A 22,027-nucleotide genomic window follows, 5' to 3' on the forward strand; every position below is an offset into this window, starting at 1 on the left:
GGGTCCCTTCACGGACCCGAAACCGGTCCGGCGCACGCTACGAGGTGGTCGCACACACCTCCGCATCGCCCACTGCCGGGTCCCCGACCAACTTTGCCGACACCCTGGACTCAGGGTCCGTGAAGGGACCCTTCACTACGCGAAGTGCGTGGTAAAGGGGACCTTCATTGCATCCGCCCGTCATGAACGGGACCTTCACGTCAGACCCGCGGGGCGAGAGTGACTCTCGCTCCGCCCCGCGCGCGCAGCGAGGGTGACTTTCGCTTCGGTCCGGCTGACGCGAGGGTGACTTTCGCTCCGGTCCTGCGGGGCGAGGGTGACTTTCGCTTCGGTCCGGCTGACGCGAGAACGACTTTCGCTCCGGTCCTGCGGGGCGAGAGCGACCTTCGCACCAGGCTCGCGCAGCGAAAGGACCGCTCAGTCCGCTACGCGCCGTGCCGCTTACGCGCCGTGAAGGTGGCCTTCACGGACAAAGAGTCCGTGAAGGCCACCTTCACGGCGTTCCCCGCCGTCGCACAGGCCCGTGCACCGGATTGTCGGCCCCCTGGCCTACGGTGATCGGCGTGGAGTTCGGCGTGACCACCCAGGCCACCTACCTGCCCTCCGATCCACCCCGGGACGGGGCGCTGGCGCTCTGGGGTGACGAGATCGGCGGGGACACCCCGATCCAGCTCGTGCTGCCCGGGGGCGGCCGGTTCGTGCGGACCGAGGTGTCCGCGCGGCTCGTGCCGCTGGCGCGGGCGGTGCCGCGGCTGCTCGTGGTGCCGGACGAGGCGAGCCCGGCGCTGACCGCGTGGTCGGCGGTGGTCAACGCCGGGGTGAACCTGGTGGCGCGCGGGCGGGTGCGGCCCGCGGCGACCGCGAGCGGGCTCGGTACCTGGCAGATCGGCCCGCTCGACGGGGCGGACGAGGAGCTGGTCCGCGCGCTGGCAGCGGCGCTGCCGCCGGAGGCGCACGCGCTGCCGCTGTCCGGGGTCAAGCGGATCCGGTTGCACTCTCCCGAATCGCTGGTGCGTGCGCTGTGGGACGCGGCCGCCGACGTGCTCGTCCGCAGCCCGGCCGCGGCCGTCGGAGTGGGTGCGGCGGGGTTCGCCGAACCGCAGCCCACCCTGCTGGACCCGGCGGGCGCGGCCTGGCTCGCCGAGCTGGAGGCCTGCCGTCCGGACGGAGTGCAACTGCTGCTGAGGGTCGAGGCCCGCGAGGACGCCTTCGCCGGGGTGCTGGCCGTGCGGTCCGTCGCGGAGCCGAGCCTCGTCGTGGAGGCGGCTGCGCTGTGGGACGCGCCGGAAGCCGTGCTGCGAAGGCTTGGTGACCAGGTCGAGACCCAGCTGCTGCTCGGCCTGCGCCGGGGCGCGCGGGCTTGGCCGGCGTTGGGCCGGGTGCTGTCCGAACCCGCTCCGGCCGAGCTGCCGCTGTCGGACGACGAGGTGGTCGACCTGCTCGGCGAAGGCGCGCGTGGGCTCGGCGCGTCCGGTATCGAAGTGCTCTGGCCGAAGGATCTGTTCGCCGGGGAGGTTCGCGCGAAGGCGAGCGTCACGCAGGCGCCGGCGAGCGAGGCGGGTCCGGCGTTCCCGCTGAAAGGGCTGCTGGAGTTCCGTTGGCGGCTCAGTCTCGACGGTACCGAGCTGACCGACGCGGAGGTGGCCGCGCTCGCCGAGGCCAAGCGTCCGCTGGTCCGGTTGCGCGGGCAGTGGATCCGGGTGGATCCCGCGGCGCTGGCCCGGATGCGGGCCCGCCGGTCTCGGCTCACCGGTGCCGAGGCGCTCGCCGCGGCGCTCACCGGCGAGCTGGAGGTGGACGGCGAGCAGGTCGAGTTCGCGGCGCAGCCCGCGCTCGCGGGGCTGGCCGAGCGGCTGCGTGAGCGGGATCCGGCGCCGGCTGCGCCGCCGGACGGGCTGGTCGCCACCCTGCGCCCGTACCAGCTGGCCGGGCTCGGCTGGCTGGCCACCATGACCGGGCTCGGGCTGGGCGCCTGCCTGGCCGACGACATGGGGCTGGGTAAGACGATCCAGCTCATCGCCCTGCACCTGCACCGGCTTCCGCTCGGTGCCGGCCCCACCCTGGTGCTGTGCCCGACCTCGCTGCTGGGCAACTGGGAACGCGAGTTCGCCCGGTTCGCGCCCGGGGTCCCGGTCCGCCGGTTCCACGGCGGCGGGCGGCATCTGGACGACCTCGCCGTCGGCGAAGTGGTGCTGGCCACCTACGGCGTGTTGCGCCGCGACCGGACCACACTGTCCGAAGTGGACTGGGGACTGGTCGCCGCGGACGAGGCGCAGCACGTGAAGAACCCGTTGTCGGCCACCGCAAGAGAATTGCGCAAGGTGCCCGCCGCGGCCAGGGTCGCGCTCACCGGGACCCCGGTGGAGAATCGGCTGACCGAGCTGTGGTCCCTGCTGGACTGGACCACGCCCGGGCTGCTCGGCACCCTGGACCGGTTCCGCCGCACCGTCGCCCGGCCGATCGAGCGCGATCGCGACGCGCGGACCACCGAGCGGCTCGCCGCCACCGTGCGGCCGTTCCTGTTGCGCCGCCGTAAAACCGACCCGGATATCGCGCCGGAGCTGCCGCGCAAGACCGAAACCGACCGGTTCGTGCCGCTCACCGCGGAGCAGACCACCCTGTACGAGGCGGTGGTACGGGAGAATCTGGCGCAGATCAGCGAGGCACGCGGGGTGCAGCGGCGGGGTCAGGTGCTCAAGCTGCTCACCGAGCTGAAACAGATCTGCAATCACCCGGCGCAGTTCCTCAAGGAGGATCGCGGAGTCCTCAGTGGACGGTCGGGCAAGCTCGCCGCGTTCGAGGAGCTGCTGGAGGTGATCCTCGACGAGGGCGAGAGCGTGCTGGTGTTCAGCCAGTACGTGCGGCTGTGCCGGTTGCTGGAGCGGCGGCTGACCGAGCGCGGGCTGCCGGTCGCGCTGCTGTCCGGGGAAATCGGCCCGCAGCGGCGCGACGAGCTGGTGGCCGGCTTCCAGTCCGGTGCCACGCCGGTGTTCCTGTTGTCGCTCAAGGCGGGCGGGGTGGGGCTCAACCTCACGCGGGCCACCCACGTGATCCACTACGATCGCTGGTGGAATCCCGCGGTCGAGGACCAGGCCACCGACCGGGCGTACCGGATCGGCCAGGACCGCCCGGTGCAGGTGCACCGGCTGATCGCGGAGGGCACCCTGGAGGAGCGTGTGGCCGCTGTGCTGGAGACCAAACGCGGGCTGGCCGAGGCGGTGGTCGGTGCCGGTGAGGAGTGGATCACGGAGCTGTCCGACGACCGGCTCGCCGAGCTGGTGCGGCTCGGTGGGTGATGGTCGTGCGGCGGATGGCTGGCGGTGCTTGGCCGGAGCGGGTGCGGCGTGGGTGCCGGGATGTTGCGGGGAGTCGATTGTCGTGGTGAATGAGGTTGCTGTGTTGTCCGGCGGCCGGTGTGCTGTTCGGCGGGTGATGGTTGTCGGGCAGGTGTCCGGCCGTATGAGGTGGCGCCGGGTGCGGGCGTTTCGCGTCGATTGCGGCGCGGGTGCCAGAATGCTGCGCGGAAGTCGGTTGTCGCGGTGAGTGAGGTTGCTGTGTTGACCGGTGGCGTGTGGCTCGGTGGGCGTCGGGTGCCGTTGGTGCAGTGGGGAAATCTGCGGCGCCGGGATGCAGCGGGGGAGTCCCTTGTCGCGGTGGGCGAGATCCCCGCGTCGCCGGGTGACCGGCTCGTCGGCCATGCACGGTCCGGTGGCTGATGGCGCCCCGGCGGACATTCGGCCGCACCTGGTGGGGCCGTGCCTGGGTGGCGGCGCTGGAGCAACGGGCGCGGGTGGACCCGAACCGGTTGCCACGCGGGCGAACTTACGCGCGCAAGGACACCGTGCAGAACCTCGTCGTCACGCCGGGCGAGATCACCGCGCGAGTGCGGGGGAGCCGTCCGCGGCCTTACCGCGTCACCATCCGGATGCGGGAGTTCACGCCTGAGCAATGGGCGCGACTGCTGGACGTCGTCGGCTCACAGGTGGGTCACACCGCCGCGCTGCTCGACGGTGAGCTGCCCGAAGAGCTGGCCGCACAGGCCCGTGAGGCCGGGGCCGATCTGTTGCCCGGCCCGGGGGACCTGCGGCCACGCTGTTCCTGCCCGGATCCGGCGAACCCGTGTAAACACGTGGCGGCGGTCTACTACGTGGTCGCGGACGAGGTGGACACGGACCCGTTCGTGCTGTGCACACTCCGCGGCCGCGCCCGCGACGAGGTACTGACCCGGCTACGGGAGCTGCGCGCGCCGAGCGTCGAGAAGCCGGTCCGCCCGCCCGACCCGGGGCTGACGCCGAAACAGGCCTACAGCCGCCGGATCGCGTCGGTACCGCCGTTGCCCGCCGCCCCTGGCGAACCCGGCCTGCCCGCACCGCTGGACCTCGACCCGCCCGCCGGCACCGGCTGGACCTCCGCCGCACTCACCACCCTGGCCGCCGACGCCGCGTCGCTGGCCTGGGAAATGCTGCGTGGCCAAGGGATCCCGGCCGAGTTGACCTTCGAGGAGGACCTGGCGCGCCGTGCTGCCCGCCGGCCGGGATCCGGCGATCGGTCCGATGCCGAGCAGAACCCGGCCCGCGGTTGCGCAGACCTTGCCGAGCTGGCCGCCGCGGCCGGTGTCGCGCCCGCCGAGCTGGCCGTCTGGGCGCACGCTTGGCGGGAAGCGGGCCGCGGCGGACTGGCCGCGCTGCGCGAAACGTGGACGCCCGGCCCCGGATCACTGGCACAGGCCCGCGCGGACCTCGCGGAACCCGGTCTGCCCGGGGACCTGCGCACCTGGCGCAACCGCGTCACGCTCGGGCGGGTGCAGCTCCGGTACGGCCGCGACCACCGCTGGTACCGCTTCGTGCGCACGTCCGGACGGTGGTGGCTGGACGGGCCGTCCGCGGAGCGTCCGGTGGACCTGGCCTATCCGGCGGACTGACTTCGCGGCTACCGGGCGTGTCTCGAAGCTGCGACCCGGCAACGGCAGACTCCGGCGGGCGTCGGGTTTCTCTGGCGAGGTGGGTAGATCTGGTCCGGCTGCCCGAATCCGGTGCCTCGAACCGCAACGTCCGGCAAAAGGCAGGCATTCCGCTGTCGACAGGCCTCGCCCGCCGTCCGAATCCAGCTCAATCCCGCAAAGCAGCCACCGGACGTCTCCACCGCCGTCGGCAGGACTGGCCCGGCCGCTCGGATCCCGCGCCGCCAACCACAACACCCATCCCGCAAGACCAGCCACCGGACAACGCCCCAGACGGCACCATTCGCAAGATCATCCTCCGACACCCCCACGCAACTCCACGCAACATCCACCCACCCTGGCACCGGCAGGAACGGCCGCCACCCCGGCCACCTCCAGCCCGTCCAGCACCCCCGTCAGGAAACTCCGGGTCAGTCCGCACACCAGCTCCGGTGCCCGCCCGGCCAGCGGCTGGAACGGGCAGTTCCGCAGCCGCAGGCACACCGGCGTTTCCCGGGCCGGTTCGAAGCCGTGGCGGGTCAGGATCTCGCCGGCGAGGGTCAAGCCGCGTTCCGGGCCGAGCCGGCCGGGGCGGGTGTGGGTGCGTTTCTCGACGCCGGCCTCGGTGCCGTGCCGGCGGGCGGTGCGCAGGGCGGCGTCGCGGGCCGGTTCGGCAGCGCCGGCGGACGCGACGGCGTCGATCAGGATCGCGCCGAGGACGTCCGGGCGGCGCGGCGGGATGGAGATCGCGAAATCCGTCGCGGCGGGTTCGTAGACCTTCGGGGCGCGGCCCACCTTGCCCGCGGCTCCGTAGCTCGTGCGCAGCAGGCCGGCGGCGACCAGCTTGTCCAGGTGGAACGCCGCGAGCTTCCGCGAGATGCCCACGGCCACGGCTGCCTCTTCCCTGGTCACCGGGCGGCCAGAGTCCCGGATGAACGCGTACATCCCGTGGCGGAGGTCCTCGTCCAGGGCCGCCACCGCGCGGATCGTCGCACGCTCACTCGTCACGCCGCTACGATAACCCCCAGCGATGTTTCCGTATCCCCGCCACGGGTGTGTTCACCTGGTCACATTGACTCTCCCCGGCAATAAGACCAAGATTTCCAGGCGAAACCCGTCGAGCCCCGAGGACCGCCCATGTCATCCGCGCTTCGCGTCGTCCACGAACCCGATCCCGGCCTCGACCTTGCTGCCGCCGAGAAGGCAGCGGGGGACTTCCTCCGCGCCCTCGGCATCCAGCTCGACTCGGAGAGCCTGCAGGGCACCCCCCGCCGAATGGCCCACGCGTACGCCGAGCTGTTCACCCCGCGCTCGTTCGACCTCACCACGTTCCCGAACGACGAAGGGTACGACGAGCTGGTGCTGGCCCGCAGCATCCCGGTGCGCTCGGTCTGCGAGCATCACCTGCTGCCGTTCACCGGCGTCGCGCACGTGGGCTACCTGCCGGGCGAGCGGATCCTCGGGCTGTCCAAGCTCGCGCGCGTCGTCGAGCATTTCGCCTGCCGCCCCCAGGTGCAGGAGCGGCTGACCAAGCAGGTCGCGGGCTGGTTGTCCGACCAGCTCTCACCCAAGGGCGTCGGCGTGGTGATCGAGGCCGAGCACACCTGCATGACGCTGCGCGGCGTGCAGGCGACCGGGTCCTCGACCGTCACCTCGGCGCTGCTCGGCACGCTCCGCCAGGACGCCCGCTCCCGTCAGGAGTTCTTCGCGCTCGCCGGCGTCAACTCCTGACCGTCCGCCCACGCGCGGTAGGTGTGCTCGAGGAACCGCTCGACCCCACGCACCACGTGCGCACTGCGAATCGAGGGGAACACGTCGAACGCGTGCTGCGCACCGGCCAGCTCGGCGTAGGCCACGACCTCGCGTGACTTCTCCCGCAGCCGTTGCACGAATTCGCGTGCCTCGGCCACCGGTACCAGCGAATCGTGCTTGCCGTGGATCACGAAGAACGGCGGCGCCTCCTCGGACACCCGGTTCAGCGGGGATGCGGCGAGGTAGTCGTCGAGGTGGTCGCGCGGAGGCCGATCCGGCGCGAATACCCGCCGCGCGAGCAGGCTTTCCAGCCGGTACCGGCTGTCCGCGGTGCCGGTGGTGGCGGCGATGTCGTACACGCCGTAGTGCGGCAAGCAGGCCTGAACGCTCGTGTCCGCTTCGGCGAAGCCGGGCTGCAGTGCCGGATCGTTCTGGCTCAGCGCCAGCAGCGCGGCGAGGTGCCCGCCCGCCGAACCGCCGGTGACCGCGACGAACCGCGGATCGCCGCCGTAGTCCGCGATGTGCTCCCGGATCCAGGCGAGTGCCTGCTTGGCCGCGACGATGTGCGCGGGCCAGCGGTGCGCCGGGGCGAGCGGGTAGTTGATCGCCACGCAGACCCAGCCGCGGCGCGCCAGATGCCGCATCAGCGGCTGGCCCTGCTCCTCCTTGTTGCCGATGACCCACGCGCCGCCGTGGATCTGCAGCAGCACCGGCGCGGCGCGGACCGGCTCGCGCGGGCGGAAAACATCGAGCAGGAAACGTTTCCCGCCCGGGGCGTAGGCGATGTCGCGGTCCCGCCGCACCTGCGGGTCGTGGCTGCGGAACGGCAGCGCGATCTGTGCCCACGGCGTGGCCAGGTCGCCGGGCCGAGGTGCCAGCCGTTCGGCGTAGTCCGGGCCGAGCGCGTCGGTCAGGGCCGATTCGACCTCGCCCCGCGCACGCTGCGCGGTGGCGATCACCGAGCCGAGCCCGGCCGCCGACACCGCTGCCAGGGCCAGCCCGGCACGATCGCCGCGGCCGCGCAATCCGCGGCGGGCGAGATGGTGCACGGTGTCCGCCGCGGTGAGCGCGAGCAGGTGCGGGGCGAGTTCGCCGGTGAGCCACCCGGCGAAGAACACCGGGATCGAGGTGCGACGGGCCTTTGGTGGTGCCACCGCGAGCGCGGCAAGCCCGAGCGTCGCCGCCCGCCGGGTGAGGAAGTCCGGTTTCACCCCTCCGATGCTACCTTCGCGGGACCCCCTGCCCGCCGTTTCTGGAATACCCTGGGCCGATGCAGAGACTGAGCGGGCTCGACGCGAGTTTCCTTTATCTGGAGACGCCGTCGCAGCTGCTGCACGTCTGCGGACTGCTCACGCTGGACGGGACAACCATGCCCGGCGGGTATTCGTTCCAGGAATTCGAACGCCGGCTCGCGGAGCGCGTCGCGGTGATCCCGGCGTTCCGCCGCAAACTGCACAATCCGCTCTGGAATCTCAGCCATCCGGTGTGGGTCGAGGACGAGGACTTCGACCTGGACAACCATCTGCACCGGGTCGGTCTGCCCGCGCCGGGCGGCGATCGCGAGCTGGCCGAGCTGTGCGCGCATCTTGCCGGTCAGCAACTCGATCGCGCGCATCCGCTGTGGCAGTGCTACGTGATCGAAGGCCCCGAGGACCGCGTGGCCGTGCTGATCAAGATGCACCACGCCAGCGTGGACGGGGTCGGCGGAGCCAGTCTGATCACCTACCTCGCCGGATTCGCGCCGGACGCGCCGGTGCCGGAGATCCCGGACGCAGGGCACAACACCGGCTTGCCGACGCGGGCGAGGATGCTGTGGGAGAGCGCGGATGTACTGCTGCGCCGCCCGGCGGAGATCGCCCGGCTGCTGCCGGAGCTGCTTGAGCTGGTGCCGCGCTGGCTCGGCAAGGCGTTGCACGGCAAGGGAATGCCGGTGCCGTTCACCGCGCCGCGCACCTCGCTCAACGGGACCATCACCGGCCACCGGTCGGTCGCCTTCGCGCAGGTCGAGCTGGCCGAGGTCAAGCGCGTGAAGAACGCGTTCGGGGTCACCGTGAACGACGTGGTGCTGGCGCTGGTTTCCGGTGCGCTGCGACAGTTTCTGCTCGGCCGTGGCGAGCTGCCGGAGGACCCGCTGGTGAGCACCGTGCCGGTGTCGGTGCACGAGCGGACCGAACGCGATCGCGGCAGTAACCGGGTGTCCGCCTTCTTCGCGTCGCTGCCCACGCACCTGGCCGATCCGGCTGCGCGGGTGTTCTTCCTGGCCGAGGCGAACCGGCTGGCGAAGGACCATCACCACGACATGAGTGCGGACATGCTCGCCGATTGGGCGCAGTTCTCCCCGGCGTCGGTGTTCGGCCTCGGCGTGCGGGCGTACTCGGCGCTGCGCCTGGCCGAACGGCATCCGGTGGTGCACAACCTGATCGTTTCGAACGTGCCAGGCCCGCCGATGCCGTTGTACCTGCTCGGCGCGCGGGTCACCGGGCTCTATCCGCTGGGGCCGGTCTTCCACGGCGCCGGGCTGAACGTCACAGTATTGTCCTGCGACGGAAAGGTCGGCGTAGGGTTGCTGGGGGCCAAGGAGCTGGTCGAGGATCTCTGGCCGCTCGCCGACGCGTTGCCGGACGCGTTGCGGGAGCTGCTCGTGGCCGCGCCCGCCTGAAGTTCAGCGGCGAGTGCCGCCCCGTCGTTGCGTCGGGATCCGCCGCGCGGACACCTTTTTCTTTGCTGTGTAAGGAATGTTCGCGAACGCGAGGGTTGCCCGCAACGCTCGCACGGCGCGGTCCAGCCGCAGCAACGCCACCTGCGACAGGGTGAACAGCTCGTCCACGTGCCAGGAACGGCCCGCGGCGGCCAGCACGACGGTGTCCGGCGCGCCGGAGAGTACCCGTCCGGGGTCCGAAGTGGACACTTTGTCGACCAGCTGTGCCATGGCCTGCGGTTCGTCGTGCAGTGCCTCGGCCGATACCAGCGCCTGGGTGTACAGGTGGCTCGCCGCCGTTGCCCGGCCCAGCCATTTCACGTGGATCAGCTCGTCTTCGGGGCCCAAGAGATCGCACAGTTCGAACCGCGGGTGCAGCGGCGTACTCGCGACGTCGCGGTCCAGGCAGACGTACCCGGGCTGTTCCGCGACGAGCCGGCAGTACCGGTGTTCGTCATCCGGCGCACCGCTGGGTTTCCAGGTCACCGCCGGCCACGGATGACGCCGCGCCAGCAGATCGCTTACCTGCTCGCGCATCTGGGCAACGTAGGTCTCGCCGATGCGATACCAGCGGCCCTGATGGAAGACGTAACGCGTGTGCTCGACGGTGGTTTCGTAGGCGAGCCACTTCGCGGCGGGCAGCGGCGCGCCGGTCGGCTCCGCGCCCGCCTCGTCGGCGCAGGGCGTGATCCGGCCCGCGCGCAACGCCCTGAGCCGGCGGTCCTCCGGAATACTTGCCAGCCGCGCGGTGAGATGCTCCGGTTCGAGCCGCCCCGGCACGTGCAACGGGCCGCCCGCGCCGAGCGCGGTCACCAGGAACGAACCGGCGTTCTCCACGTCCTGCCCGGCCCCGGGCGGCCAGGCGAGGCCGAGTTCCTCGCCGTCGCCGCCGAGAGTGGCGGCCAGCCGCCGTTCCAGCTCCGGCACGATCGGGTGGTGCCGGTCCAGCGGCCGGGTCTGGGAGACGAACCGTAGCGCGGAATCCTCGTCCGGCTCGTCGACCACCGCGGCGACCGCGTCGAGATCGGCCAGGAATGCTTCCGGATCCTTGGCCAGCGGCGCCCACAACGACGTGCCGACACGGATGCGGTGCCGTTTGCCGGTCACCCGGCCGTAGGTGAGGTCGGTCAGATCGGCCGAACCGGCGATGCGCTGCACCAGTTCGCCGTAGGGCTCCAGCCGGAACGCGGACAGCTCGCCACCGCCCGGGATGGAGATCTGCGTGGCGCGCGCGGACACGTCCAGCGCCGCGCTCGCCACCAGCCCGAGCGCGAACGGGTCCAGCCGGCGGATGCCGAAGCGCAGCCCGAAACCCGGCTCGACGTGGTCGTCGTTGAGCACCAGATGCCCGGCACCCCAGGTGACCGCGTACCACCACGGTGGGCGGGGCACCAGCAGAACCGCGAACGGCAGCATCGAGGACAGTCCGAGCGTGCTGCCGGTGAGCGCTTCCGCGTGCGGCAGCCAATGCGGGGCCTCGGTGCGGAACGCGCCGGCCACCAGGCGGGCGGGGGTCCCGGAAATCCGGACCGGGATGTCCGTGCTGATCTGCTCCGGAGTCAACGGAACCAGCAGCTCGTGGTCCGGGGCACCGCCGTCGAGGCGGAACAGCGACACCGGCCTGCTCGGTGCGGACGGGGACATGACCACCACCGGAGGAAAGGAGGCGAAACGGCGTCCGTTCAGGATGACGCGCCGATCCGTCCGTCCGGTGAATCACGCAGCGCGAAGGGAATACCGAATGATGAAATTCCGCTGAATCGGCCTTTCTCATGATCGGGTGATCCGGAATGGTAGGGTACTCGGGATGTGCTTCCAGGAAACGGTGTCCGCACAGCTCAGGCTACCGGACGATGAGCATGCGATGGCCGATTACTGGACGGGAAATGGCCTTTCCGGGAAATCGCGGACATGACTCGATCGGCCCTGTATCGGCCCCGGCGCTGGGCTGTCCGTGGTGCTTTCCGGGAAATCCCGTCACCGTCGGTGAACCGGCGGCCGGGCAGCGGCCGCGCGGAATGGGCCGCCCGGGTCCGGAACGCGGCGGAGGCCGGTTCGCGCTGCCGGATGTGTCCGTCTACCCTGGCGGAGTCGTTTCTTCTCGGCCCGCCTGCGGGGGCAGCATGGTGACAGTCCCGATGTTCGCACATGGCGACCGTCTCACCCGTCGGGACCTGGAGACGATCTCGGATGAACGCCACCGGTACGAACTGGTGGACGGGACGCTACTGGTGAGCCCGTCCCCGCGTCCGCTGCATCAGCGGGTGGTCGCGCGCCTCCTCGCCGCGCTCACCCCGGTCTGTCCTGCGGACTGCGAGGTGCTGCCCGCTCCGGTGGACGTGGTGCTGGACGAGTTCACCGTGCTGATCCCGGACGTGGTCGTGGGCCGCCGGGAGACCTTCACCGAACGGGCGCTGGTCGGCGTCCCGGTGCTGGCCGTCGAGGTGGTCTCGCCCTCCAGCCGGCACATCGACCACCACCTCAAGCCCGCCCGTCTCGCCGCGGCCGGCTGCCCGTACTACTGGGTGGTCGAACCCACCGAGCCCACGCTGAGCTGCTTCCGCCTCGTCGACGGTGGTTACGTGCTGGACGCCGAGGCCACCGGCGAGCAGATGGCCCGGCTCGACCGGCCCTACCGGCTGGACCTGTGCCCGGCGGAGCTGGTCTCCAGCCACTGACCACGCCCCTGCTGGCCTGGCGGACGCCGGTGGGCGACACTGTGACCGGCCACCGATCGGGAGCTTTGTGGGGAAGGGTTTTCGATGCTCGATACCCGGTACGCCGAGTGCTATCTGCAGCTGCGTGCCCGCTGGCGGGGTGACCCGGAATTCAGTGAGCTGGAAGCGTTGGTGGCCCGAGACCCCGGCGTACGCGCTGCCTTGGCCGCACTGGACGCGGCTCCGGCTTCGGCCGTCGCCCGTGCCGCCGTCCTCGCGGCCCTGACGAGTCTCGACGCGACCGATCCGGAGCGAGCGATCCTTGCGGCCGCCCGGATCGACCTGCTGTGGCGCACTGCCGGGACCGGAGCGGCGGACTGGCGATCCCAGCTGCGCACGCTGGACGAGGACCTTGCCGCAGGCCGGATCCCGGCGGCTGAGTACCGCTCCCGCGTGCTCGGCTGGACGACCGATGCCCGGTCGCCGAGCGGTGACCAGGCGGGCGGGGGTGCTGGGGATTCGGCGTACTGGGACGACGATGACGAGCAGGCTGGCTCGGACGATGCGTCGTGGGGTGGTGCTGGGGGTCCGTCGCAGGTCGGCGCGCCTTCGGATGGGGGAAATCAGGATGGCGTCGAGGCTCCAGGGCGGCCGTCGGGAATTCAAGGTGGTGCTGCGGATCCGGCGTGGCCGTCGGGTTTCCCCGGCGAGGGTGATGTGCCGGCGGACCGGGGGAGTGAGGGTGACGGCGAGGGTTCAGCGCCGTGGTGGCCAGGCGGTGAGGGCGGGCAGACCGGTGTGGGTAGTGAGCCGTCGGGCAGTTATGGCGGGCAAGCCGGCGCAGGCAGTACACCGCCGAACGAGGGGAATCAGGACGGCGCCGCAGGTCCGGCAGGGTGGCCGTCGGGTAGCTATGGCCAGACTGGCGTGGCCGGTGCCCCGTCAGGCCGCGAGGACCAGAGCGCTGGTGAGGATTCAGCGCCACGGTGGGCGGGTGGTGATGGCGGGCCGACTGGCGTGGGCAGAGCGCCGTCGGGTGGGGAGAGTTCGGGTGGTGCCGGGGGTTCGTGGGGTGGTTACGGCGAGCAGACCGGCGTGGGCAGAGCACCCTCAGGTGAGGGGAATCCGGGTGGTGTCGGGGGTTCCTCGGGTGGTTATGGCGGGCTGACCGGCGCAGGCAGTACACCGCCAAGCGCGGAAAACCAGAGCGGCGCCGCGGGCCCGGTGGAACGGTCGTCCGGTGGTTACGGTCAGGCCGGCGCAGGCAATACCCCGTCCGGGTGGGGAAACCAGGGCTCGGCGGGGACTGACGGCGATCCACCTGCCCGCCGCCGTCCCCGGGTCCGCCAAGCCCGGCGACCCGCCCCGGCTCCTGCCAACGGCGGCGCACCGAAGCGAAAGCCGGCCAGAGCCCGTCCCGGCACGGCTCCGAATCGCGCGGACGTGGACACCAGGCTGGGCGCGAGCGAGACTTCCCACCGGCTCAGCCCTGCCGGTGATCCGGCGCCGGAGGGCGACGTCGAGCCCGCTCCGGCATACCATCCTCGCCACCTGGTCGCCGGGCTGCCCAGCCGGGCCGCGCTGGGTACCGAGATCAGCCTCCTCGTGCGCGTCGCGACCGATCCCGGGCCGTGGTCCGCCTCGGTACTCCTCGACCGGCTGGCCGGGGCCACCGCGATTTCCCTTCTGGTGCAACCCTCCACGGGCCTCGTCCCGCTCGGTGCGCCGGAGCGGCTTCTCACGGTGCCGCCGCACGGAGAGTCCGAACCGGTCCGGTTCGTGTTCCGCACCGAGCAGCCCGGTCTGCACGGCGTGCGCTTGATGGCCTTCGCCGGGGGCACCTTCCTCGCCGAGCTGGAGACCCAGGTTTCGGTGGAGCCGGGCGGCCCGGCCGGACAGCCCGGATGGGCCAGGTCAGGGCCACTGGACGTGCGGGCTCGCCGCGGCGAGGTGACGTTGCAGGTCCGGTCGCTCGGCGGGCAGACGGTCTTCCAGCTGCTGTCCGACGCCTACCTGTTCGAGCCGGTCCTCGCGCAGGGCGCGGCCGGTGACGCGAGCGCGGCCATCGAACGAGCGATCACGACGCTGAAACAACTCGCGCAGGGCCGTGGCCCCTATACCGGAAGCATGGCCCGGCGCTGGATGGCCGAAACCGGCGTCGGGCTGTGGCAGGCATTGGTGCCGCACGTGCTGCAGGAGCAGTTCTGGCAGATCCGCGAGCACATTTCGGCGTTCTCCATCGCCACCGACTTCGACGTGGTGCCGTGGGAACTGCTGTACCCGCTGCGCCCCGGCTCGGATGACGGGTTCTTGGTGGAGCAGTTCCCCGTGCTTCGCCGGGTTTTCGGCCAGGCCCGCAACGTCCAGCTCGCGGTGACTCCGTGCACCTACGTGACCTCGGAACCGGCCCCGACCGACGCGCAGGAGGAAGTCGATGCCCTCCGGCGGGTCCTCGGCCCCGGTGCGTCCCTCGGCGACTTGGGCGCCCTGCTCGATCTGATCGCCGCCGGCCCCCGCGGTGGCCTGCATTTCGCCTGTCACAACACGTTCACTCCGGAAGATGGCGCGTCCGTCGCGATGCGTGGCGGCCCGTTCGTGCCGGGGTTGCTCAACAGCGCGGCCGTCCGGCAGAGCCTCGCCGGGCACCGCCCGCTGGTGTTCCTCAACGCCTGCCGCACCGCGGGCAATGCGCTGGAGTTCAGCCGGATGATCGGCTGGGCACAGCAGTTCATGGCAGCCGGCGCGGGGGCGTTCGTCGGTACGTTGTGGCCGGTCCGCAGCCGGAGCGCCCGAGTGTTCGCGGAGACGTTCTACGGTTCCCTGCAGGATGGCGCGACACTCGGCAACGCGCTCGGCTGGGCGCGCCGGGCGGCCGTTCACGATGATCCCGATCCCAGCTGGCTCGCCTACACCGCCTACGGTGATCCGGAAGCGACGGCGTTCCCGCCCGCTTGAGCACGAGAGGACGAGCATGCACGTCACGGCGACCGGGGTACCGGTCAGCAGTCTGGTGGACGCGGTCAAGGCCGCGGTGCGCGACGCCGGCATCTCGAGCGCGGACCCCGGCCGGACCGTCCGGGTCACCGCGGTCCAGCTGAGCCTGAACGCGATCGCGACGACCGGTTCGGGTGCGCGGCTGGAGTTCAAGATCCCGTTCGCCGGAATGACCGTCAAGTTCGGCACCACGATGACCACAAAGGACACCCACGCGATCGATATCACTTTGGTGCCACCGGACCTCGCGCCCGCGCACGAGATCCGCGACGGCACCGTCGATCAGGTGCTGGTGGATGCGATCACCACGATCATGACCGTGCTCGCGGACGCAGGCGGCGGGGAAGACCCGTTCGTGCTGAAGGAAAGCACGGTGGAACTCTCGTTCACCGTGACCGAGGACGGGTCGATCTCGCTTGGTCTCGATACCGAGATCAAGGACGAGCTGTCGCACAAGCTCAAGATCACCGTCGCGCCGGTCGGCTGAAGGGCGTGCTTGGCCAGGCCTTCGCAGTTTCAGTTCCATGATGTTCCGGCTCGCCTGGCCCCCGACATGGATACCGTCTTGCATGACGGCACATGCGGGGGCAGCAGGAGGAACCCGGCTTCTGTGCTGCACGAGGCCGGGGCTTCATCGCAGTTGACTTGCTGCCTACCGATGTACCCAACGCTCGGCGGGCCTGCCTGCGTGGCGTGAGCGGCACTGTTGAGGATGCTGTGATCCTCAGCGGAGCGGCTGGATCGGTGTGGCCAGTTCGGCGAGGCCTGCGTCCGCGGGCACAAGAGTGGCGGTGCGGGTGCTTTGGCTCTCGGTGGAACGATTGCTGAACCCGCGCGGCGGTCAGTTCGGCGTGGCCTATGTCCATGTCCACGGGCGCCTGCTGGGGCCGTCAGGAAATTGCTCGACATCTCCACGGATCAGATCGAGGCCGCGAAACAGTGGCCGGTTACCGGCATCCCGGCCGGTGGGATGGTTTCTGTCCGAGTAGTCCGTTCGGTTGGTCCGCTTCACCGCAATGCTGGCTGTCGCAGGCGGATGGCGCATGCCACGGTGAAATGCCAGTGTCCGTGTTCCGGGAATGAGGTGGCCGAGGATGCCCGTCGCTGCTGCGCTGTCGCGCGGTCCGCGGTGAACCTGCCATTGGCCTGGTCGTTCACGGTGCTGTGTGCACTGCTTGCGCTGCCGTGCGTGCTTCGCCTGGTACGGCTCGATTACGTGCGCCTCGGCCCCGGCGTACGCGCCGGCGATCTCGCGGAACTATTGCTCGTGATCGCCATGGTGGCCATGCTCTCGCCGGTCGGCGGGCCGATTCCGGCGGCTGGCTGGCAGGCCGTGCTCGGGCTCACCGTTGGCTGGCTCGGGGTCTCCTGGTGGCGCGAGCGCCGCTCCTGCCAGCCGTCCGGCTGTGGGCACCACGCGCTGTCCGCGCTCGCCATGCTGTACATGGTGAGCGCGATGCCCCAGCACGGCGCGGCGCACGGCCCCTGGCTCACTATGTCCACAATGGACACCGGGCTGGCATGGCCGGCGGCCGCGGTGCTGGCCGCCTATTTCGCAGCGGACGCACTCCGCGCCGGAGCACAGGCGATGCGGCTGCGCGGCACCGAGCCGCTGCCCGGCCACGCCTCCCGCACGTGGTGTCGGGCCGCGATGGGTGCCGGGATGGGCTACCTGCTGCTGGCCGCGGCCTGACACGAGGACACTTGTCCAACAGCCACGGAAACCTGGACGCTGCAGGCCAATCAACCCGGACACTGCGGGTCAAGAAACCCGGACACTGCAGGTCAAGGGTACGGACACTGCAGGCCAAGGGTACGGACACTGCAGGTCAAGGGGGACGGACCTTGCAGCGAGCAGACGGACCTGCAGGTCGGGGCGAGACGGGACGCGCTGCATGCCGGGCAGGACGGATGCGCAGTAGGCCTGACAGGACGGGACGCGCTGCAGGTGTTGGCAGGATGGGCGCTGCAGGTCGGGCCGCCCCGCCTTGGCGATGAGCCCTCTGCCACTGGGAGACCCAGCACACCCTTTAGCCTCGGGCGCCTTCCGCCTTCCGCCTTCCGCCTCCGATTTCTGCTCTCGGCCTTCTGATTTCCCATTTCCGTCGTCCGCCTTGCGGCGCATCCAGCTTCGGACGCCCTACCCTTGGCCCATCCGGCTCGGGCACTCTTCAGCCGACCCGGCGGACCTCGCCGTCCGGTGGCGGCGTGCCGAGCGCGGGCAGTGCTGCGGCCGGATGCCCCGAGATCCAGTCGCGCGTCTCCTGGACATCGTGCGCGAGCGCCTCAATCAGCTCCTCGGCTGAGCCGTAGGCTTTCTGCTCCCGCAGGTGACTGCCCAGCCAGACGGTGAGTGTCTCGCCGTACAGGTCGCCCTGGAAGTCCAGCAGGAACGCCTCTACCAGCCGGTACCCGTCGGCGCCGTAGTAGGTGGGGCGACGGCCGACGGATACCGCGGCGGCCACGCGTGTGCCGTCCGGACGTTCGGCCCACCCGGCCCACACCCCGTCGCCGAGTTCGCCGCGCTGGTCGCGCAGTGCGAGGTTGGCCGTGGGAAAGCCCAGCTCACGGCCACGCTGGTCGCCCGGCTCGACAGGGCCACGGACCACGAAGTAGCGCTCGTCCGACATGTGGACACCGTAGTACGCGGACTCGGGTCACCGAGGGATCAGAACTGTGTCCGAGAGCACAGCCACGCCGTCGCGCTCCGGGGCGGTGGTGGTGACCAGCAGCCTTTCGTCCTCGCGCCACACGCGTACGCGCAGCCGCTCACCGGGGAACACGACGCCCGCGAATCTCGTCCCGAACGGTGAGACGCGCGCCGGGTCGCCGTCGAGGAAGGCGTCCACGACCGCCTTGGCGACCATGCCGTAGGTGCACAGTCCATGCAGGATCGGCCGGTCGAAACCGCCGCGCCGAGCGAACTCCGGATCGGCGTGCAGCGGGTTGCGATCGCCGCACAACCGGTAAAGCAGTGCCTGCCGCGGCAGCGTCGGCACCTCGAGTACCGCGTCCGGGTCGCGCTCAGGCGGGTCGATCCGGTCCGAGGGCCCGCGTTCCCCGCCGAATCCGCCTTCGCCACGGGCGAAGAGGCTGGCGGTGGCCGTCCACAGTGGATCGTCCTGCTCGTCGGTGACCTCGGTCCGCTGGACCAGTACCGCGGTCTTGCCCTTGTCGAACACGTCCACCAGCCGGGTCCGGGCGATCCCCGCACCCTCGGGCGGGATCGGCCGGTGCACCTGCCCTTCCTGCTTGCCGTACAGCACTTTGGCCAGGTCGATGTCCACCCCGGGAAGGGTGATCGAGGGCTGAAGGTGCGCAGGTCGGCCGCCACGGTAGCGAACGTCGGCAGCACCTGCAGGTCCTGTTCATAGACGTAGCGCAGCTCGCGTTCGTCCAGCGGATCGGCCCCGGCACCCAGTGCCAGGTGGTAGAGCAGCACGTCCAACCGAGTCCAGGAGAAACGCAGTTCGCCAAGATCGGCGCCGATCGCGACCGCGGGATCAATAGGCACAGACGCTCCTCATTTCGTAGCTGACGGACGCCCTCCTCGGTCAACCGTACCCACTGTGCAGCCCAGTACGATCCGCTTGACGTGCCACCATCGCCGGTCTGGTCTTGTTCCACCTCCAATCGTTCGCAGCGCTCCAGCCCGGCCAACCCGACGTTTGTGCTCCTGCTCAGTCCACCCCCCTTGCGCTAGCTCAACCTCCCTGCGCTTGCTCACCCCTTCCGCTCGGTTGACCCACCCCTTGCGTGCTCGTCCGTGTTATCCGCCTTCTCTGTCTGCACTATCCATGCCTCGCTTACCTGGCCACTGCCCACCACCGCCGGGAGCTTTGTCGTCAACGTGCCTGGCCACCACCAGCAGGACTTGACGGTGACCTTCGGAAGCCGGTGCGGCGATCGCTTCGCTGCCGCCATCGGCCTCGCCGGTCGCTCAGGGCACCCAGCTGATCGGGTGCGCGCTTACCTGGGCGCTCCACGCCCCTCGGGGTCGTGCACCTTGGAGGCCGGCCACTGCGTGGTAATCGGCCGTGTCACCACGCTCGGCGAGCCCTCGGACCTCCAGCCGCTGCTGTCACGCCGAATGCCGTTCCACTGGCGTCACTGCCTTTGACCGGGCAGGTCCTAGCCGCGCTCGATGCCCTGATGCCCCTGTCCCGCCCGGCGGCGGTTGCGCATTACTTCCCGTGGAGGTGTATGAAGATCCGGCCGACGTTGTCCAGCGTCCTACTCCTCTCTACCCACACACTGTGACGTTCTTCCACTCCAGAAACCGCACGATGTGCTTCTCATGTCCCGCGAATCGTTGCCGGGAACGCTCTCCCTCAACGATTCCCCTTTTGCGACCCCTTCATTGATCGCTGCCCGGATCGCGTCGACCGTAGCCCTGGCTCAGCATCTCGTTAACCACTCGGAATGCCCGTGAGTTCGTCCGGGCCGGTGTTCAGGTTCCCTGCCGCCCGGACGCCGAGTTGTGGAGGTCTATCCCTGCTGCGCATGCCATTGCGCGCCCAGTGCGGCCATCTCTCGCCGTCGATGTCCAGTATTCCCTGTCTGCCGGGTCAATTGCCACCATGATCATCACCTTCCGCTCGATCGGGGGACTTCCTGGCGTTGCCGGCATGTCTCGTCTAGCGTGGTAGGCACGAGATTGAAAGCGGCCGGGTGCCGCGCGGTGCACTCGCGCTGACCTTCCCGAAATCCCAGTGCTGCCAAGGGATCTGATGATCGCCTGTCCCCGTGTCCATCTGAGATCGTGCTCGGAAGCGCCGTTCGTGGCGGCGTCGCCTCTCCCGTTTCCTTTGCCAGTAGTAAATCTGATCGTCCATCCAGTAGCCGAGCCATCAAGAACGGAGCAAAGATGAGGAATGTCCATTCGACCGGAGCGGCGCCCCGGCCTCGTGGAGGTGTGCCAAGGTCTGCCGGTAGGACTCCAGGAGTCCTGTTTGCAAGTAAGGGAGCTCGAGTTCGGCGCAGTACTGCTCGACGATCGGCTGTGCCCGGCGCAGGTGGATCGACGGCATGTTCGGGAAAAGGTGGTGTTCGATCTGGTGGTTGAGGCCGCCGAGCAAGACGTCGATGACCGGCCCACCGCGCACATTGCGTGAGGTCAGGACCTGCTTGCGCAGGAAGTCCAACTCGGGCCGGCCGGTGAGTGTCGGCATGCCTTTGTGGTTCGGCGCAAAGATTGATCCCATGTAGACACCCCAGAGTCCTTGGTGGGCAACGAAGAAGAGGAGAGCCATGCCCGGAGAGAGAACGAGGAGCAGTGCGGACAGGTAGACCGCGAAGTGGGTGGCGAGCAGCGCCGCCTCCATGCGGCGGTGACGCAGGCCGGGCCGTGCCACAGCGCGGATCCCGGACCAGTGGAGATTGAGGCCTTCCAGCGTGAGCAGCGGGAAGAACAGCACAGCCTGGTGCCGCCCGACGAACCGGGGCAGGCCGCGGCTCTCCCTGGCTTGCCGCTGGGACCAGACCAGGATGTCCGGTTCGACGTCCGGGTCGAGCTCCTCGTGGTTGGGGTTGGCGTGGTGGCGCGTGTGCTTGTCCATCCACCAGCCGTAGCTCATGCCGATGCCGAGATTTCCTGCCAGCCGTCCGGTGATCTCGGTCGGTTTGCGGGTCCGGAACACCTGACGATGCGCGAGATCGTGGGAGAGGAGCGCGATCTGACCGAACAGGAACGCCTGGAACGCGGCGATCACCAGCTGCCACCACGAATCGCCGAGCAGCGCGAACGCGACCCAACCGCCGGCGAAGAGGATGGTCACGACAGTGCTGCGCATGATGTAGTAGCCGGGGCGGCGATCCAGGAGACCGGCGTCGGAGATCCGGCGGGTGAGACGGGAGAAGTCGCTACCGGACCGAGGCGGTGCGGCGAGGACGAGCTTGTCAGTGGTCACCGGTCTGAGTCTTTCGGCGCCAGGGGCTGGGTACAACAGGGCAGCCCCGACAAGAGACAGGGGTGCTGACCCCACCTCGGTGTCTGTCGGACAAAGAGACCGTACGTGGGGTGAGGCAGGTGATGAAATGGAGAGGAGGTGCGGTGAGGAACTTTCGTGTGCTGACGGGCAGGCTAGGCGGTGATTGTCGGATCTGGACGCGTCCGGGGCTGTCCGATGTGAGGTAGCGCGGTCAGCTGGAGAGCTGGTCGGCGGGGCGATCCTGTTCCAGGCCGGTGAAGGGCTATGACGGGTGGGTCGGATGCTCAGCGGAAGGGTGATCATCGCTTCCGGCAGACCGGTCGGTGTGGTTATCGGCAGCCACGCATCATGGAGCGTGCGCGGCATGTTCGTCAGTCTGTCGGGCTGGTGATGTCGGCGTCGGAGGCGGTGACTGCCAGCGCCGTCGGGTCCTGCGGACACGGTGGGGCACCGGTGTTCTCGCGCGATCCGATCTCGGCTGCCCGCGCGGTTGCTGCTGCGCTGCAGAATCGAATGGTTCGTGGTCTCAGTATGTTCGAGCCGCTCTTCCGCATCGTCGTCAGTCATGGTGGGAATCGGGACGTGATTCGGGCAATGCCGTAGTGGAGGTGCTGTGCGTAGCGTCGATTCGGAGGGTTCGTGGGGCGCTAGCGGGTGAGTGGGGAGGTCTGCGTGCCTGTCGGTTGGTGATGCGGCGTGGATTGGTTCGGTGTCGGTGGGGTAGTCGCGTGTGGATTCGGCGATCTGCGAGACCCGAAGGAGGGAGCTGGTGAGGCCGGGTTAGGTGGTGGTGGCTTCCGACGTGCCGCTGGCGGCCTGGGGCTGTCGATGAGAGGAGGTGAACGGCCGGGCTTCAGCAACGGGGTCTGCCTGTGTGCCCATCCGGTGATCTGTGGCCGGTTGGCGAGCAAAGCGGCGAGGAGCAGGTGCGGTGGTGGCGTGCCGCGTACCGTTCCGGGATCTGCAGGCCTGTCGGTGAGAACCCCGAGCAACCGGGCGTGCTCGATGGCGGAACAAGCGGTTCTTCGGTCGGGGGCGGGATTCGGTGGATGCGTGG

The 22,027-nt window shown here is 70.0% G+C and carries 13 protein-coding genes and 2 pseudogenes; 9 read left to right on the forward strand and 6 right to left on the reverse strand.

What is annotated here, in order from left to right; all coding sequences use genetic code 11:
• Window positions 1-563 precede the first annotated feature (563 nt).
• Both D5S19_RS19595 and D5S19_RS19600 read left to right on the forward strand, forming a co-directional pair.
• Entirely contained in the window at window positions 564-3,296 is a 2,733-nt protein-coding gene (locus D5S19_RS19595; RefSeq protein WP_120024837.1) for a DEAD/DEAH box helicase, read from the forward strand.
• A gap of 419 nt (window positions 3,297-3,715) precedes the next feature.
• Window positions 3,716-4,921: an SWIM zinc finger family protein gene (locus D5S19_RS19600; RefSeq protein ID WP_120024802.1), complete on the forward strand. Its 1,206-nt coding sequence runs from the start codon at window positions 3,716-3,718 to the stop codon at window positions 4,919-4,921.
• Window positions 4,922-5,251: 330 nt separating this feature from the next.
• Here D5S19_RS19600 and D5S19_RS19605 read toward each other — a convergent pair whose 3' ends face one another.
• Window positions 5,252-5,947, reverse strand: a complete 696-nt coding sequence (locus D5S19_RS19605) for a helix-turn-helix transcriptional regulator (protein ID WP_120024803.1) — start codon at window positions 5,945-5,947, stop codon at window positions 5,252-5,254.
• A 129-nt stretch (window positions 5,948-6,076) separates the two neighbouring features.
• Here D5S19_RS19605 and folE point away from each other — a divergent pair, with 129 nt between their 5' ends.
• Window positions 6,077-6,670, forward strand: a complete 594-nt coding sequence (folE, locus tag D5S19_RS19610) for a GTP cyclohydrolase I FolE (protein ID WP_120024804.1) — start codon at window positions 6,077-6,079, stop codon at window positions 6,668-6,670.
• Here folE and D5S19_RS19615 read toward each other — a convergent pair.
• Complete coding sequence (locus D5S19_RS19615; RefSeq protein ID WP_120024805.1) at window positions 6,634-7,902, reverse strand: alpha/beta hydrolase; 1,269 nt, start codon at window positions 7,900-7,902, stop codon at window positions 6,634-6,636. The genes folE and D5S19_RS19615 overlap by 37 nt on opposite strands.
• A 59-nt stretch (window positions 7,903-7,961) precedes the next feature.
• Here D5S19_RS19615 and D5S19_RS19620 point away from each other — a divergent pair, with 59 nt between their 5' ends.
• A complete protein-coding gene (locus D5S19_RS19620) occupies window positions 7,962-9,350 on the forward strand; it encodes a WS/DGAT/MGAT family O-acyltransferase (RefSeq protein WP_120024806.1) in 1,389 nt (462 codons plus the stop codon).
• Window positions 9,351-9,353: 3 nt separating this feature from the next.
• Here the strand turns inward: D5S19_RS19620 and D5S19_RS19625 are convergent, their stop codons facing one another.
• Complete coding sequence (locus D5S19_RS19625; protein WP_120024838.1) at window positions 9,354-11,033, reverse strand: TIGR04141 family sporadically distributed protein; 1,680 nt, start codon at window positions 11,031-11,033, stop codon at window positions 9,354-9,356.
• Window positions 11,034-11,527: 494 nt separating this feature from the next.
• On the opposite strand from D5S19_RS19625, the gene D5S19_RS19630 reads away from it, so the two are divergent.
• The 4 genes from D5S19_RS19630 to D5S19_RS19645 all read left to right on the forward strand — a co-directional run bounded on the left by D5S19_RS19630 (window position 11,528) and on the right by D5S19_RS19645 (window position 16,733).
• Complete coding sequence (locus D5S19_RS19630) at window positions 11,528-12,067, forward strand: Uma2 family endonuclease (protein ID WP_120024839.1); 540 nt, start codon at window positions 11,528-11,530, stop codon at window positions 12,065-12,067.
• 84 nt (window positions 12,068-12,151) lie between these two features.
• Window positions 12,152-15,001 carry a CHAT domain-containing protein gene (locus D5S19_RS31770; protein ID WP_147397458.1) on the forward strand — a complete coding sequence of 950 codons (2,850 nt, stop codon included), beginning with the start codon at window positions 12,152-12,154 and terminating at the stop codon, window positions 14,999-15,001.
• A gap of 16 nt (window positions 15,002-15,017) precedes the next feature.
• On the forward strand, window positions 15,018-15,527 hold the full coding sequence (locus tag D5S19_RS19640) for a trypco2 family protein (protein WP_120024808.1): 510 nt from the start codon (window positions 15,018-15,020) through the stop codon (window positions 15,525-15,527).
• Between the two features lie 648 nt (window positions 15,528-16,175).
• A complete protein-coding gene (locus D5S19_RS19645; RefSeq protein ID WP_407641766.1) occupies window positions 16,176-16,733 on the forward strand; it encodes a DUF5134 domain-containing protein in 558 nt (185 codons plus the stop codon).
• A gap of 478 nt (window positions 16,734-17,211) precedes the next feature.
• On the opposite strand, the gene D5S19_RS19650 is transcribed toward D5S19_RS19645, so the two are convergent.
• Both D5S19_RS19650 and D5S19_RS19655 read right to left on the reverse strand, forming a co-directional pair.
• Window positions 17,212-17,670 (reverse strand): riboflavin kinase, encoded by a 459-nt coding sequence (locus D5S19_RS19650; RefSeq protein ID WP_120024810.1) that lies wholly within the window; start codon window positions 17,668-17,670, stop codon window positions 17,212-17,214.
• Window positions 17,671-17,697: 27 nt separating this feature from the next.
• Window positions 17,698-18,554 (reverse strand): annotated as a pseudogene (locus D5S19_RS19655) (MaoC/PaaZ C-terminal domain-containing protein).
• A gap of 243 nt (window positions 18,555-18,797) precedes the next feature.
• Here D5S19_RS19655 and D5S19_RS34205 point away from each other — a divergent pair.
• Window positions 18,798-19,160 (forward strand): annotated as a pseudogene (locus D5S19_RS34205) (flavin reductase); the annotation flags it as partial.
• 730 nt (window positions 19,161-19,890) lie between these two features.
• On the opposite strand, the gene D5S19_RS19665 reads toward D5S19_RS34205, so the two are convergent.
• Window positions 19,891-20,949: a fatty acid desaturase family protein gene (locus tag D5S19_RS19665; RefSeq protein WP_120024812.1), complete on the reverse strand. Its 1,059-nt coding sequence runs from the start codon at window positions 20,947-20,949 to the stop codon at window positions 19,891-19,893.
• Between the last annotated feature and the right edge of the window lie 1,078 nt (window positions 20,950-22,027).

The organism is Amycolatopsis panacis, from assembly GCF_003600245.1.
In the GTDB taxonomy this organism is placed as follows: domain Bacteria; phylum Actinomycetota; class Actinomycetes; order Mycobacteriales; family Pseudonocardiaceae; genus Amycolatopsis; species Amycolatopsis sulphurea.

Bases quoted from the DNA above. Each gene is read 5' to 3' on its own strand.
- D5S19_RS19620 (WP_120024806.1), top strand. From the start codon at position 7,962: ATGCAGAGACTGAGCGGGCTCGACGCGAGTTTCCTTTATCTGGAGACG.
- D5S19_RS19625 (WP_120024838.1), bottom strand. From the start codon at position 11,033: ATGTCCCCGTCCGCACCGAGCAGGCCGGTGTCGCTGTTCCGCCTCGAC.
- D5S19_RS19650 (WP_120024810.1), bottom strand. From the start codon at position 17,670: ATGTCGGACGAGCGCTACTTCGTGGTCCGTGGCCCTGTCGAGCCGGGC.
- D5S19_RS19600 (WP_120024802.1), top strand. From the start codon at position 3,716: ATGGCGCCCCGGCGGACATTCGGCCGCACCTGGTGGGGCCGTGCCTGG.
- folE (WP_120024804.1), top strand. From the start codon at position 6,077: ATGTCATCCGCGCTTCGCGTCGTCCACGAACCCGATCCCGGCCTCGAC.
- D5S19_RS31770 (WP_147397458.1), top strand. From the start codon at position 12,152: ATGCTCGATACCCGGTACGCCGAGTGCTATCTGCAGCTGCGTGCCCGC.
- D5S19_RS19640 (WP_120024808.1), top strand. From the start codon at position 15,018: ATGCACGTCACGGCGACCGGGGTACCGGTCAGCAGTCTGGTGGACGCG.
- D5S19_RS19630 (WP_120024839.1), top strand. From the start codon at position 11,528: ATGTTCGCACATGGCGACCGTCTCACCCGTCGGGACCTGGAGACGATC.